Here is a 14,141-nt window from a genome sequence, read left to right on the forward strand (position 1 = left end):
ACATACTTATTTTATAGCACAGTGACAACAACTTGACCACCGTGCGCCAGGTGTCAGACAGAGGTAAATTGCGGGATGTTATGCCATAACGGCCAGCTAAACGAGAAGCGGGCACCTCCCAATTCGCTGGTGTGACAATTAACCGTCCCCCCCATTGCTAGTGCTATGGAGTGGACAATCGCCAGCCCCAGTCCACAGCCGCCGGTTGAGCGATCCCGGCTGGGATCGAGGCGAACAAAAGGTTCAAAGATATGTTCGCGATTTTCAGGGGCAATCCCTGGGCCATCATCCTCAACAATTAATGTCGCTCTATTCCCCGACAGTAGCAGGCTGGTTTCAACCGTTGAATGGCAGTAGCGCAGGGCGTTATTGAGCAAATTATCCAGCACGCGCTCCATTAAGCGCATATCCAACGCCGCATAATGACCTCGCACGAGCGTTTTTATCCGTACCGTTTTATCGGGCGTGACTGCCTGAATATCTGCCAGATGCGTTGACAGCCATAACGGCAGGTCTGGTTCGCTAAGATGAAGCTCATTTTGTGGGCGATCGAGTCGGGCATAAGTCAGCAGCTCTTCAATTAACGCTTCAAGTTGACTGATATCGCGATTCAACGCCTGGGATTCGGCGGCGCTCAGGTTATCGCTCATCTCCAGTCGATAACGCAGGCGCACTAAAGGCGTTCGAAGTTCGTGAGCGATACCGTCAATAAGCTGTTTTTTGCTGGCAATCAAGGCGTTGATATTGTCTGCCATCTGGTTAAACGCGACGCCAAGTCGTTCAAAGCTCGAATCCTCATCAAAGTGGATACGTTCATTGAGATGCCCATCGCCAAATCGTTGCGCCGCAGCTTCCAGTTTTAACATATCCTGCCAGTGCGGACGCATCCAGATAAACACCGGAAGGGCGAGGGAGATAGCAATAAAAGCGATCAGGGCGATATCCAGCAATCGCATCTGATGGAGGTAATAAAGATAAGGAACAGGACCCACTGCCAGCACGTAGTGGCTACGTGGGATACGTTGCAAAAAAGTGTACTGATCGTCCAGGGCGACAATTTCGCCGCCACGCAACCGGAGCATGGAAATATCATCAAGATGATATTTACTCAGCGGCTCGACACGTAGATCGAAAGAGAGATTTAGATCCATCTCTTTCAGCGTTTTTCCCCAGTCGTGTGGGGGGATCTCACGCAATTCGCTGCGCATCAGATACAGCGAACTGTTCATCAAATCATCCAGCGACTGTTTGCCCGCGCGTTCGGCGGTAAATTTATACACCAGCCCAACCAGCAGAGACATCACCAGAAAGCATACAAACAGCAAAAGATAAAACTGAATAAACAGTTTTTTCATCGCTTATTCCCACGCATGAGGCGCAAAAAGATAACCTTTATTACGCACAGTTTTAATGCGATAAGGTTCGGCAGCGTTATCGAGCAGTTTTTTTCTTAATCTCGAGATGGCTACATCCACGCTACGATCCAATCCGTCATAACTGACGCCGCGTAAATTTTTCAGCAATGCATCGCGGTCCATGATTTGCCCGGCATGGGTAGCTAATTCCCACAATAATTCGAAATCAGCTGTCGATAGCGAGATTTCAGTATTCGCCAGAGTGACTACGCGGTTGACGGGATCGATGGTCAACGTGCCGAAATGCAGGGCTTTGTAAGGGGTCAGCGTCGTTTCCTGAAGACCTTTGGTCAGTGTGACTTGCTCATTCTGACGCAAATGCAAACGTAAGCGCGCTAACAATACAGCAGGGGGGGTCGTTTTGAGAATATAGTCGCAGGCACCCATTTCCAGTGCCAGGATGTGATTCATATCGCTATCGAGAGAGGTTAGAAGAACAATCGGTCCGGACCACTTTGCGCGTAAATCACGACAAATGGTCATGCCGTCCTTGCCTGGTAGCATGATGTCGAGTAACACCAAATCCGGATTTTCTCGCAGAATGGTTTCTTCGGCCCGGTCGCCGCGCGGTTCCACGGTAACCTGCATATCATGTTTTGCCAGGTACGCGGCAATCAGTGAACCGACTTCCGCATCATCTTCCACAAATACGATAGTGTTCATATTATTCACGGTAGATATAAAAACGTCACAATACACCGAGCTGTTTTTACTTACTATCAATCGTTTCTAAACAAGTTTTCATCAGGTATTCTACTGATGACTTGTTATGGAAGTGTTAAGGTAAAAAGATGGGGCTGGTAATCAAAGCCGCGCTCGGTGCGCTGGTAGTGCTGTTGATTGGTGTTTTAGCAAAAACGAAAAATTATTATATCGCCGGGCTGATTCCGCTTTTCCCGACTTTTGCGCTCATCGCGCATTATATTGTTGCCAGCGAACGCGGCATTGAAGCCTTACGTGCAACCATCATTTTTAGTATGTGGTCGATTATTCCCTATTTTGTTTACCTGGCGTCGCTGTGGTATTTCACCGGAATAATGCGCTTGCCCGCTGCTTTTGTCGGTTCTGTGGTGTGTTGGGGATTAAGCGCATGGGTGTTGATTATATGCTGGATTAAGCTGCATTAACGCAGATGACGACCGCCATCAAGTGGGAAACTGCGTCCGGTGACAAAGCAGCTGGTAAGTAAGTAATCGACCAGGTCGATCACTTCTTTCTCACCAGGTGCAGTTTTCATCAGTGATTTATTCAGCGCCTGTTGACGATATTCGGCATCATCATGCTCATTAAACAGGATCAGCGATGGCGCAATAGAATTCACTTTCACTTCCGGTGCCAGTTTGCGGGCAAATGAGCGAGTCATATTATCCAGTGCCGCTTTACTTGCAGCATAGGCAATATGTTTGTCGCTACCGCGCTCCACCACATAATCGGTAAAGTGAATGATATCGCTGGCAGCGTGTCCGTGCCCACGCAGTAATCTTTCCAGCGTATGGTTGAGCAGGTAAGGGGTGTTAACGTGGATCTGCATCATGCAGGCCAGCACGTCGGTCAGTGGCGCACCCGGTTTTTCCGCCATCCACGTACTGGCGTTATGCAAAATAGCACGCAGACCATGGGTACTTTTTAGTACTTCATCCGCAAACGCCATCACTCCGTCGTTGGTCGAAAAATCAGCTTGAATACACTGCGCCCCCGCCTGAATCAGCCTATCAATGGCAGGATAGTGCGTCCGATAGCTGACAATCACCGGTTGCTTTTGATTAATGAAATGCCAGGCGAGGGCGAGGCCGATGCGACGACCTCCACCAGTAATTAATATTGGCAAGGGCTGGGTTTTACCCATCGTTATCTCCTTAGCTATCAACGATGGGATGAACGTTATCCCACCAGCATCCAGGTCGCCGGAACTGAGGCAATTAACAGCATACCAATCAGCACCATTTCCTGACGGTTCAGTACATTATCATGTGTATGCGTTTTACGCGCGTACAGGAAAACCAGTAGCCCCGGCGCATACAGAACAACGGATAACAGCAAGTGCATTGGGCCAGAGGCGTACAATAACCATAAGCCATAAATGCAGGCACCGACACCTACCGCTTTATGCAGTGAACGGGTTGCGATTTTCAGCAAGAACGCGCCGACCAGGAAATAGGGCACCAGAATCATTTCTGAGGCGATGGTCAGCAACGTGTTGTAATCGGAACCGGTCAGCCAGATGAGTACCAGACAAATTTGCACGCAGATGTTGGTCAGCCACAGCGAGGCAGATGGCGCAGCTTGTGCGTTCTGGCGTGCAAAAATGCGCGGGAATGCTTTATGGGTGGCGGCCAGAAATGGAACTTCTGCCGCCATGATGGTCCAGCTTAAGTACGCGCCGCAAACGGAAACGATCAAACCGGCAGCGATGATGATTTCACCCCACGGTCCCATCATTTCCACCATCAGACCGGCCATTGACGGGTTACGAATTTCAGCCAGTTCAGGACGTGCCACCACGCCCAGCGAAAGCAGCGTTACCAGTAAGTAAACGCCCAGAGCGGAGAGAACAGCCAGAAGTGTCGCTTTGCCAACATCACGTTTATTACGCGCTCGTGCAGAAACAACCACGGCACCTTCCACACCAATGAACACCCACAGGGTGATAAGCATAGTGTTTTTCACCTGTTCCCACACCGGGACGCCAAGTGCAAGTCCGGTGAAGTCGAGCTTGAAGGTGTCCAGTTTGAACATCATTATCGCCAGCACAATAAACAGACCCAGCGGCAACAATTTTGCCAGTGTCGCGACCAGATTAATGCTGGCAGCGGTTTGCACCCCACGCAGGATCAAAAAGTGAACAATCCACAATAAAGCCGAGGCACCGACGATCGATTGCCAGGTATTGCCATCGCCAAACAGACGCAATTCCGGCGTGTCCGTAAAAAAGCTTAATGCGGAAAAAACGATCACCAGATAGGAGACGTTGGCGATGACCGCGCACAGCCAGTACCCCCATGCGGAGCAAAAACCGATTAGCTCGCCAAACCCTTCGCGGGCATAGGTAAAGATACCGCCGTCAAGTTCGGGACGAATGCGCGTGAGGATCAGCATGGCAAAGGCCAGCAATAAAATGCCAGCGCCAGTAATGCCCCAGCCGATGAGCAGTGCTGCCGGGCTGGCAACTGCCGCCATATTTTGCGGCAGACTGAAAACACCTGCACCCAGCATTGAGCTTAATACCAGCGCGGTGAGTGCGCTCAGTCCCAGTTTCTTTTCCATCGATATCCAGTGATTAAAACGTGATAAGAAGAATAAATATTAGGGCAAAACGCATAAAAATGGAGTTTGCCACTGAAGCGCGGGATTTTACGAAGAGATGTGTCTGCATGCAATGGTCGCGGGGAAATTTGTGACTAAAAATGCGAAAGGCGGCATCAAGCCGCCTTATAGTAGTAACTGAATAGTTATTTATACAGATCTGCGCTGACGGTCAGGTTATTACCACGTTCCTGCCACTGGCGGGTGATGTGGTAATACTTAGCACCTTTCTTCGCGGCGTGTTTTGCAGCCTGATAGGAGACTTCAGTCATGTTGCCGTAGTTGCCAGAGAATTTGATGCTGTCGAACGGAACCATCATCGCTGCTGTTGCTTTGTTCAGTTCTTCGATTTTAGTGCCGTCAGGAAGCGTGACAGTGTAACGCCCGCCTTTTGATGACTGGGTTTCAAAGAAACGACCGACTTCAGAACTTGGTGATGCAGTTGTCGCAACGCCTGGGATCTCAACTTTTTTCGCAGCTTCTCCACCGGCAGCCAGTGCCGCGCGACCAGCATCAGAATCTGCCGGGATCACATCCGAGCTCTGGACGATGCGTTTTTTAGCATCTTGTTTGTAGATGAATGCGGTAATACGCTGGTTGCCGCCCTGGTTGGCATCGATTTGACGAACAATGTAGTAAGAGTAGGCACCTTTCGCTTTTGCCGCTTTGGTGATGGCATCGTTCACTTCTGGTTGGCTGCGGAAGAAGCCCTGAATGGTAACGGTGTCATACGGTTCGATCAAAACCGCCTGGTCTTTAGGCAGTTCAATTACCCCATTGAAGACACGATTCTTTTCAGTTTCTGCCTTTTCAGCATCGGCTTTATAGAGGTCAGCGACCACACGCCAGTTACCGCTGTTCCCAAAATCAGACGTGTCGACAACATAAAAAGAGGCAGCACCTTCTTTATCAGCGCGACGAGAAACGGCTTTCACCGCTTCGCCAATAGCATTAAAACGACCGGTAACCACTACACGGTCAAAAGGTTTAACCGCTGCCGCTTGCTCCGGTGTCAGTTCTGTTGCTGCGTTAACGGAGAATGCCGTAGCAGAAAGCAGTGCCGACGCCAGGAGGGTGTTCTTAAGCTTCATAAAAATAATCCTTCGCCTTGCGCAAACCAGGTACTGGTATTGTTATTAACGAGAAACGTGGCCGATTATTGCATTTAAACGGTGTAACTGTCTGCGTCATTTTTCATATCACATTCCTTAAGCCAATTTTAATCCTGCTCAAATGACCGTCTATGCTTAAAAAACAGTCGTACCAGCATCAATATTACTGAAGCAGCTGAATAGTATTAGTTAATTTAATGTTAAGTCGTGATCCGTGCCGGGGCGATATCACGTTTTACCCGACCGCCGAAGACAATTATCAGTCTTTATCTGATGTTCTAAGGTGTTTATCCCTCTATCACAGCTGAATCGTTAATATTTTGCGAGTTCACGCCAAAATACTGATTTTTAGCGCTAGATCACAGGCATGATTTTCAGTACGTTATAGGGCGTTTGTTACTAATTTATTTGAACGGAGTAACATTTAGCTCGTACATGAGCGGCTTGTGTGGGTCCTGACACAGGCAAACCATCATCAATAAAACCGATGGAAGGGAATATCATGCGAATTGGCATACCAAGAGAACGGTTAACCAATGAAACCCGTGTTTCAGCAACGCCAAAAACAGTGGAACAGTTGCTGAAACTGGGTTTTACCGTCGCGGTAGAGAGCGGCGCGGGTCAACTGGCAAGTTTTGACGATAAAGCGTTTTTGCAAGCGGGCGCTGAAATTGTTGAAGGGAATAACGTCTGGCAGTCAGAGATCATTCTAAAGGTCAATGCGCCGTTAGATGATGAAATTGCGTTACTGAATCCTGGGACAACGCTGGTGAGTTTTATCTGGCCTGCACAGCACCCGGAATTAATGCAGAAACTTGCGGAACGTAATGTGACCGTGATGGCGATGGACGCTGTGCCGCGTATCTCACGCGCACAATCGCTGGACGCACTAAGTTCGATGGCGAACATCGCTGGTTATCGCGCAATTGTTGAGGCGGCACATGAGTTTGGGCGCTTCTTTACCGGGCAAATCACTGCCGCAGGGAAAGTGCCACCGGCAAAAGTGATGGTGATTGGTGCGGGTGTTGCGGGGCTGGCCGCCATAGGCGCAGCAAACAGTCTCGGCGCGATAGTGCGTGCATTCGACACTCGCCCGGAAGTGAAAGAACAAGTTCAAAGTATGGGCGCGGAATTCCTCGAGCTGGATTTTAAAGAGGAAGCGGGCAGCGGCGATGGCTATGCCAAAGTGATGTCGGACGCCTTCATCAAAGCGGAAATGGCGCTTTTTGCCGCGCAGGCAAAAGAGGTCGATATCATTGTCACCACCGCGCTTATTCCAGGCAAACCGGCGCCGAAGCTAATTACCCGTGAAATGGTTGACTCCATGAAGTCGGGCAGTGTGATTGTTGACCTGGCTGCCCAAAACGGCGGCAACTGTGAATACACCGTGCCAGGTGAAATCTTCACTACGGAAAATGGCGTCAAAGTGATTGGTTATACCGATCTCCCAGGGCGTCTGCCGACGCAATCCTCACAGCTTTATGGCACCAACCTCGTTAATCTGCTGAAACTGTTGTGCAAAGAGAAAGACGGCAACATCACGGTTGATTTTGATGATGTGGTGATTCGCGGCGTGACAGTGATACGTGCGGGCGAAATTACCTGGCCGGCGCCGCCGATTCAGGTTTCAGCCCAGCCGCAGGCAGCGCAGAAAGCAGCACCTGAAGTTAAAAACGAGGAAAAATGTGCATGTTCGCCGTGGCGTAAATACGCCTTGATGGCGCTGGCAATTATCCTTTTCGGCTGGCTGGCAAATGTTGCACCGAAAGAGTTCCTTGGGCACTTCACCGTTTTCGCGCTGGCGTGCGTAGTCGGTTATTACGTAGTGTGGAATGTATCGCACGCGCTGCATACGCCGTTGATGTCGGTCACCAACGCGATTTCAGGGATTATTGTTGTCGGAGCACTGTTGCAGATTGGCCAGGGTGGCTGGGTTAGCTTCCTTAGTTTTATCGCGGTGCTTATAGCCAGCATTAATATTTTCGGTGGTTTTACCGTGACTCAGCGCATGCTGAAAATGTTCCGCAAAAATTAAGGGGTAACATATGTCTGGAGGATTAGTTACAGCTGCATACATTGTTGCCGCGATCCTGTTTATCTTCAGTCTGGCCGGGCTTTCGAAACATGAAACGTCTCGCCAGGGGAACAACTTCGGTATTGCCGGGATGGCGATTGCGTTAATCGCAACCATCTTTGGACCGGATACGGGTAATGTTGGCTGGATCTTGCTGGCGATGGTCATCGGTGGGGCAATTGGTATCCGTCTGGCGAAGAAGGTTGAAATGACCGAAATGCCAGAACTGGTGGCAATCTTGCATAGCTTCGTGGGTCTGGCAGCAGTGCTGGTTGGTTTTAACAGCTATCTGCATCATGACGCGGGAATGGCACCGATTCTGGTCAATATTCACCTGACGGAAGTGTTCCTCGGTATCTTCATTGGGGCGGTAACGTTCACGGGGTCGGTGGTGGCGTTCGGCAAACTGTGTGGCAAGATTTCGTCTAAACCGTTGATGCTGCCAAACCGTCACAAAATGAACCTTGCGGCTCTGGTTATTTCTTTCCTGTTGCTGATTGTATTTGTTCGTACGGACAGCGTAGGCCTGCAAGTGCTGGCATTGCTGATAATGACCGCCATTGCGTTGGTATTCGGCTGGCATTTAGTCGCCTCCATCGGTGGTGCAGATATGCCAGTGGTGGTGTCGATGCTGAACTCATACTCTGGTTGGGCGGCAGCGGCTGCGGGCTTTATGCTCAGCAACGACCTGCTGATTGTGACCGGTGCGCTGGTTGGTTCTTCAGGGGCTATCCTTTCTTACATTATGTGTAAGGCGATGAACCGTTCCTTTATCAGCGTTATTGCGGGTGGCTTCGGCACCGACGGCTCTTCTACTGGCGATGATCAGGAAGTGGGCGAACATCGCGAAATCACCGCAGAAGAGACGGCAGAGTTGCTGAAAAACTCCCATTCAGTGATCATTACGCCGGGGTACGGCATGGCAGTCGCACAGGCGCAATATCCTGTCGCTGAAATCACCGAGAAACTGCGCGCTCGTGGTATCAACGTGCGTTTCGGTATCCACCCGGTTGCGGGGCGTTTGCCTGGGCATATGAACGTATTGTTGGCTGAAGCAAAAGTACCGTATGACATCGTGCTGGAAATGGACGAGATCAACGATGACTTTGCTGATACCGATACCGTACTGGTGATTGGTGCTAACGATACGGTTAACCCGGCGGCGCAGGATGATCCGAAGAGTCCGATTGCTGGTATGCCTGTACTGGAAGTGTGGAAAGCGCAGAACGTGATCGTCTTTAAACGTTCGATGAACACTGGCTATGCGGGCGTGCAAAACCCGCTGTTCTTTAAGGAAAACACCCACATGCTGTTTGGTGACGCCAAAGCCAGCGTGGATGCAATCCTGAAAGCTCTGTAACCCTGACGGCCTCTGCGGAGGCCGTCACTCTTTATTGAGGTCGCTTATCCCCGTTTTTTCTTTTGCTAATAATAATGTCTTTTTCGCTCCATCATCATAACGAAAGTTAAACCCCCCAGGTAAAGAAGTGAAAATATTTTGAGTTAATTCTTAAGCTATGATACAAATCAAGCGTGTTCAACTACCGAGGACAATTATCATCCGCGATGACGAGAAGCAACACTGCGGATAATTGTAATATTATGGACAATTTGTTCAGGACGTTATTTTCTACATTTACCCATCTTCGCACCTCATCCACTATCTTGCTCGTAGGTGAGCAGCACTGGCGCAACGCGCTTTAGTCCTTTCTTCTGCCTAAACTTGCGCTATGCGCGGGGCTTGACCACTTTACTTTGGTTTCGCTGAATTGAGCGAAAATTAAAATAATTCTCTTGCAGGAGAAGGACGATGTATATTTATTGGATTTTATTAGGTCTGGCTATTGCTACGGAAATTACCGGTACGCTGTCAATGAAATGGGCGAGCGTCAGTGAGGGAAACGGCGGTTTTATTTTAATGCTGGTGATGATTTCTCTGTCGTATATATTTCTCTCTTTCGCCGTTAAAAAAATCGCCTTAGGCGTAGCTTATGCGCTATGGGAAGGTATCGGTATTCTATTTATAACCTTGTTTAGCGTTTTGTTATTCGATGAAAGTTTATCGCTGATGAAAATTGCCGGGTTAACGACCCTGGTGGCTGGGATTGTGTTGATCAAATCAGGTACTCGTAAAGCGCGTAAATCTGAACTGGAGGTGAACCATGGCGCAGTTTGAATGGGTTCACGCTGCCTGGCTGGCATTGGCCATCGTGCTGGAAATCGTTGCTAACGTCTTTTTGAAATTTTCTGACGGCTTTCGTCGCAAAATCTATGGCTTGCTCTCCCTGACGGCGGTACTGGCTGCCTTTAGTGCGCTTTCTCAGGCCGTTAAAGGGATCGACTTGTCTGTCGCTTATGCATTGTGGGGGGGATTTGGTATTGCCGCCACGTTAGCTGCAGGTTGGATCTTGTTTGGTCAACGGTTAAATCGCAAAGGCTGGATTGGCCTGGTCTTGCTGTTGGCTGGAATGATCATGGTGAAACTTGCCTGATGAACACGCTGCCCGCGTTGGCGGGCAGCGTATGAACATTATTTTTGCGACAGTTGATCCAGCCTGTCGCGAAAACCGGTCACAGAAATGGCCCGGTTATCGGCGCGCCAGCGATCTTTCGCAGCAGGAGCCGAACTTTGCACCCCAATTAACTGCCAGCCGTCATCGGTATGTAACATCAGAGGCGAACCGCTGTCACCCGGCAAGGTATCGCACTGATGTGACATCACTGACGTTTGCGCCCAGCCAGTCACTATACAGTTTTGATGACTGTACAACGTATCGAGATGATCTTCAGGGTATCCCGCCTGAGTCACTTTACGACCTGCCGCTTTTAATGCGGCGGTAAGCGCGGCTTTATCTCCCTCAAATAACGGTAACGGTGTAATGCCAGAAGGGGGATTACGTAGCACAATCAAACCGAAGTCCCACGGCGCTGCTGCGGGAGGAACTATCCAGCCATCCCCATCTGCCTTTAACCTCTTTCCCAGTGTCGGATCAACGCGGCCTTCTATGTCGTGGATCTCATAGCGCCAAAGACCTTTATTCGACACAAAACGTAGCGCCACCGCTTTATCCGCTTTACCCTTTGGCGGCGTCAATAAACAGTGTCCTGCTGTTAATGCCAGATTGGGTGCTATCAGCGTCGCCGTACATAAATTGCCGCTGGCCGTTTCCAGTTGTCCAACCGCATCCCACGGTGATTGGGTCGTGTCATTCACTGGCACACGATCATCATGACCAAAAAACAGGGTGCTGACCTCATCATTTGCCGATTTGGCAACGTCTGGTTTATCTGCAAACACAAAAGCAGACGTCAAACTAATTGCACCCAACACTACAGCAATGGTTGTACGCATATCACACTCTGGTGGGTAATTATGATTATTAAAAGCAAACCCTCATAAATACTATAGACGGGACGGGATGAAAGTGGGAGTAAAATCAGATAACTACGATCAGGAAAGATAAAAACGGGCGGCAATCAGTGCGCATAAAATAAGGATGATAAGAATGAACTCAAAGCGATAACGGCCCACCATACTACCCTCCGCTAAAGGCGGTGCTAAACGTTACCCGCTTAGCACCGTAATTTTCAGGCGCGAGGGGGCGCGCCAGCATTACTGTTGAAAACTTACGCTGCGGGTTGTGCAGCAGGTTTTGCCGGTTGCTGATGGCTGTGTTTCTTGGCGTGTTTCTTCGCTGCCTGGGCTTTTTGTTCAGGGGCTTTCTGTTCAGGTTTCGCATTTTTATGATGCTTTTTAGCCGCCTGCGCTTTCTGGGCAGGTGCTGCTTTATGCTGTTTTTTATGATGTGTAGTTTTCGCAGGTGCTGCTTTGGTGGTCGTCGCAGTCGGAGCAGGTGTGGTCGCAGTCTCTGCAGCAAAGGCGGCAGAAGACAGACCCATAGCAGCGGCAACAACCAGAGCTAATACTTTTTTCATTGTCATACCCTCAATTTGTTTTTTCATTTAACCCCACTGCGGGGCCGTTGAAATAACTATATCCCGGGGTATGGCAGATTTCCGTGAGTGGTTGGTTTCAGCGTGTAACGATATGTACAAACGCTGAAAAATTACAACATTGATAATAACGTATTGTGACTTAAGGAAAATTTAGCTACCAATAATAGTAGTCTTGCGCGGATTAACTATTTTACTACTTACAAAGCAGTAGAATCACTGCGCATCAGTAATAAATGACACACAGCAAAATGAATCCGTTTATTTGGGTATTTATAATCCTGATGATGCTAGACGCGCTGCGGGAATTGGCTGGCGCTTCGTCTATTTTAGGATGGCTATTAACGTTGGTTTGAGCAGGCAATAAGTCCGGACGGGGATATTTACCCCGATCCGGACTTATTTTTCAGACGTGCAGACGACGATGCAAACGCGTCCCGACCAACAGAGCAATAACCAGCATCAAAGCAATAAATGCGCCGACGCCGTTCCAGCCATAGTTATGCCAGAAAATACCACCCAGCGTCCCGGCAATACTCGACCCCAGATAGTAACTGAACAGATACAGCGAGGAGGCCTGGCCTTTGGCGCGTTTTGCACGAGGACCGATCCAGCTGCTGGCGACTGAGTGGGCTGCGAAGAATCCGGCTGAGAAGAGCAACATTCCGGCAAAGATCAGCCACAGTGAGCTGAATAAAGTCATCAGTAAACCAAACAGCATAACCCCCGTCGAAAACAACATCACCGGACCGCGCCCATAGCGGGTGGTCATGGTTCCGGCTTTAGGGGAGCTCCATGTACCGGTTAAGTAAGCCAGCGATAATAGGCCAACCACGGTCTGACTGACATGCCAGGGGGAGAGCATCAAGCGATAGCCGATGTAATTAAACAGCGTGACGAACGCCCCCATTAGCAAAAAACCTTCTGCGAACAATAACGGTAATCCCCGGTCACGCCAGTGCAGACGAAAGTTGATAAACAACGTCTTAGGCCGCAGCGAAGTCGGGCGAAAATGGCGTGATTCCGGGAGTATCCTCCAGAACATCAACGCAGAGGCCAGGGCGAAACAGCCGATTGCCGCCAGTGCAATTCGCCAGTTGAAAAAGTCCGTGAAGACACCGCTTATTAAGCGTCCGCTCATGCCGCCAATTGAGTTGCCGCTGATATACAACCCCATCGAAAAGGCCACAAAACTGGGGTGGATCTCCTCGCTAAGATAAGTCATGCCAACAGCTGCCACGCCACTTAACGAAAGTCCAATCAAGGCGCGCATAATCAAAATGCCGTGCCAGCTGGTCATCATTGTCGAAAGTAACGTACAAATGGAAGCCAACAGAAGCGCCGTTACCATCACTGGTTTGCGACCAATGGCATCGGATAGCGGGCCAGTAAACAGCAAACCGATAGCCAACATCGCCGTGGAAATGGACAGTGAAATACTACTGTTCGCGGGTGTTAAGCCAAACTCCTGCGAAAGAACCGGAAGGATAGGTTGCACACAATAGAGAAGTGCGAAGGTTGCCAGTCCGGCAGAGAACAGCGCCAGGGTGACGCGCATAAATTGCGGCGTACCGCGTTTAATAAATTGATTTGGCTGAGAAATGCTTTGCTTGTCAGTGTCGCTTGCCGGAGCGCCATCAACAGTTGTAGTACGGCTCACTTGAAATCCTTGCTAAATATGCCTGTGGATCAGGCGTATGCATAGGGTAGGAAAATCGAATTGTTCTGTCTAATATATTAATAATCTCAAATAAGATGTTTTAAATATGAATATTGAGCTTCGTCATCTCCGTTACTTTGTTGCTGTTGCGGAGGAGCTACATTTCGGGCGCGCGGCTGCCCGCCTGAACATTTCGCAACCGCCGCTAAGTCAGCAGATTCAGGCGCTGGAGCAACAAATTGGTGCCCGACTGCTGGCACGAACCAATCGTAGTGTATTGCTGACAGCAGCAGGAACACAGTTCCTTGCAGATAGTCGGCAAATCCTTTCTCTGGTGGATGACGCTGCTGCTCGCGCTGAACGACTGCATCAGGGGGAAGCGGGGGAGTTGCGTATTAGTTTTACTTCATCCGCTCCTTTTATTCGGGCTGTGTCCGATACGTTATCGCTGTTTCGCCGTGATTATCCCGATGTTCATTTACAAACCCGCGAAATGAACACTCGCGAGCAAATTGCTCCGCTCATTGAAGGGACGCTGGATATGGGATTGCTGCGTAACACGTGTCAGCGCCAATGATATAAGACAGTAATTCACCATTTGGATTGTCCGCTCCACCCAACAT

16 protein-coding genes and 1 pseudogene are annotated in these 14,141 nt (G+C 49.6%); 8 read left to right on the forward strand and 9 right to left on the reverse strand.

From position 1 onward, the window contains the following. Positions 1–53: 53 nt before the first annotated feature. Together rstB and rstA are read right to left on the reverse strand one after the other, a co-directional pair. Positions 54–1,355, reverse strand: coding sequence for a two-component system sensor histidine kinase RstB (gene rstB / locus A7090_RS13295; RefSeq protein ID WP_105274380.1), 1,302 nt, complete (start codon positions 1,353–1,355; stop codon positions 54–56). Between the two features lie 3 nt (positions 1,356–1,358). After that, positions 1,359–2,078: a two-component system response regulator RstA gene (gene rstA / locus A7090_RS13300; protein WP_105274381.1), complete on the reverse strand. Its 720-nt coding sequence runs from the start codon at positions 2,076–2,078 to the stop codon at positions 1,359–1,361. Between the two features lie 128 nt (positions 2,079–2,206). On the opposite strand from rstA, the gene A7090_RS13305 reads away from it, so the two are divergent. Continuing rightward, positions 2,207–2,542 carry a GlpM family protein gene (locus A7090_RS13305; protein ID WP_105274382.1) on the forward strand — a complete coding sequence of 112 codons (336 nt, stop codon included), beginning with the start codon at positions 2,207–2,209 and terminating at the stop codon, positions 2,540–2,542. Here A7090_RS13305 and folM read toward each other — a convergent pair. The 3 genes from folM to ydgH all read right to left on the reverse strand — a co-directional run bounded on the left by folM (position 2,539) and on the right by ydgH (position 5,809). Then, entirely contained in the window at positions 2,539–3,261 is a 723-nt protein-coding gene (gene folM, locus A7090_RS13310) for a dihydromonapterin reductase (protein WP_105274383.1), read from the reverse strand. The two genes, A7090_RS13305 and folM, sit on opposite strands and share 4 nt — an antisense overlap. Positions 3,262–3,296: 35 nt before the next feature. After that, the gene (locus A7090_RS13315; protein ID WP_105274384.1) at positions 3,297–4,679 is read right to left on the reverse strand and encodes an amino acid permease; all 1,383 of its coding nucleotides are present in this window, start codon (positions 4,677–4,679) and stop codon (positions 3,297–3,299) included. A 185-nt stretch (positions 4,680–4,864) separates the two neighbouring features. Beyond that, the gene (ydgH, locus tag A7090_RS13325) at positions 4,865–5,809 is read right to left on the reverse strand and encodes a DUF1471 family protein YdgH (protein ID WP_105274385.1); all 945 of its coding nucleotides are present in this window, start codon (positions 5,807–5,809) and stop codon (positions 4,865–4,867) included. A gap of 523 nt (positions 5,810–6,332) precedes the next feature. On the opposite strand from ydgH, the gene pntA reads away from it, so the two are divergent. From pntA to mdtI, 5 genes are all read left to right on the forward strand, one after another. After that, positions 6,333–7,865, forward strand: coding sequence for a Re/Si-specific NAD(P)(+) transhydrogenase subunit alpha (pntA, locus tag A7090_RS13330; protein ID WP_105274386.1), 1,533 nt, complete (start codon positions 6,333–6,335; stop codon positions 7,863–7,865). Between the two features lie 10 nt (positions 7,866–7,875). Beyond that, positions 7,876–9,264 carry a Re/Si-specific NAD(P)(+) transhydrogenase subunit beta gene (pntB, locus tag A7090_RS13335; RefSeq protein WP_065226980.1) on the forward strand — a complete coding sequence of 463 codons (1,389 nt, stop codon included), beginning with the start codon at positions 7,876–7,878 and terminating at the stop codon, positions 9,262–9,264. Between the two features lie 173 nt (positions 9,265–9,437). Continuing rightward, entirely contained in the window at positions 9,438–9,608 is a 171-nt protein-coding gene (locus A7090_RS27275; RefSeq protein ID WP_001303517.1) for a protein YdgV, read from the forward strand. A gap of 106 nt (positions 9,609–9,714) precedes the next feature. Beyond that, on the forward strand, positions 9,715–10,080 hold the full coding sequence (gene mdtJ, locus A7090_RS13345) for a multidrug/spermidine efflux SMR transporter subunit MdtJ (RefSeq protein WP_105274387.1): 366 nt from the start codon (positions 9,715–9,717) through the stop codon (positions 10,078–10,080). Then, a complete protein-coding gene (gene mdtI, locus A7090_RS13350; protein ID WP_105274388.1) occupies positions 10,067–10,396 on the forward strand; it encodes a multidrug/spermidine efflux SMR transporter subunit MdtI in 330 nt (109 codons plus the stop codon). The genes mdtJ and mdtI overlap by 14 nt, the downstream gene beginning before the upstream one ends. 38 nt (positions 10,397–10,434) lie before the next feature. On the opposite strand, the gene A7090_RS13355 is transcribed toward mdtI, so the two are convergent. The 3 genes from A7090_RS13355 to asr all read right to left on the reverse strand — a co-directional run bounded on the left by A7090_RS13355 (position 10,435) and on the right by asr (position 11,840). Next, entirely contained in the window at positions 10,435–11,256 is an 822-nt protein-coding gene (locus A7090_RS13355) for a trypsin-like serine peptidase (RefSeq protein WP_105274389.1), read from the reverse strand. Between the two features lie 99 nt (positions 11,257–11,355). Continuing rightward, entirely contained in the window at positions 11,356–11,439 is an 84-nt protein-coding gene (locus A7090_RS13360; protein ID WP_000233090.1) for a hypothetical protein, read from the reverse strand. A gap of 92 nt (positions 11,440–11,531) precedes the next feature. Next, on the reverse strand, positions 11,532–11,840 hold the full coding sequence (asr, locus tag A7090_RS13365; RefSeq protein WP_206748393.1) for an acid resistance repetitive basic protein Asr: 309 nt from the start codon (positions 11,838–11,840) through the stop codon (positions 11,532–11,534). Positions 11,841–12,109: 269 nt separating this feature from the next. On the opposite strand from asr, the gene A7090_RS27280 reads away from it, so the two are divergent. Beyond that, positions 12,110–12,214, forward strand: a complete 105-nt coding sequence (locus A7090_RS27280; protein WP_446718725.1) for a KPN_01571 family protein — start codon at positions 12,110–12,112, stop codon at positions 12,212–12,214. A 50-nt stretch (positions 12,215–12,264) separates the two neighbouring features. On the opposite strand, the gene A7090_RS13370 is transcribed toward A7090_RS27280, so the two are convergent. Continuing rightward, a complete protein-coding gene (locus tag A7090_RS13370; RefSeq protein WP_105274391.1) occupies positions 12,265–13,518 on the reverse strand; it encodes an MFS transporter in 1,254 nt (417 codons plus the stop codon). A gap of 106 nt (positions 13,519–13,624) precedes the next feature. Between A7090_RS13370 and A7090_RS13375 the strand changes: the two are divergent. After that, positions 13,625–14,080: pseudogene (locus A7090_RS13375) on the forward strand (LysR family transcriptional regulator); the annotation flags it as partial. Positions 14,081–14,141: the final 61 nt, after the last annotated feature.

The sequence above is a fragment of the Escherichia sp. MOD1-EC7003 genome (assembly GCF_002965065.1).
Lineage (GTDB): Bacteria > Pseudomonadota > Gammaproteobacteria > Enterobacterales > Enterobacteriaceae > Escherichia.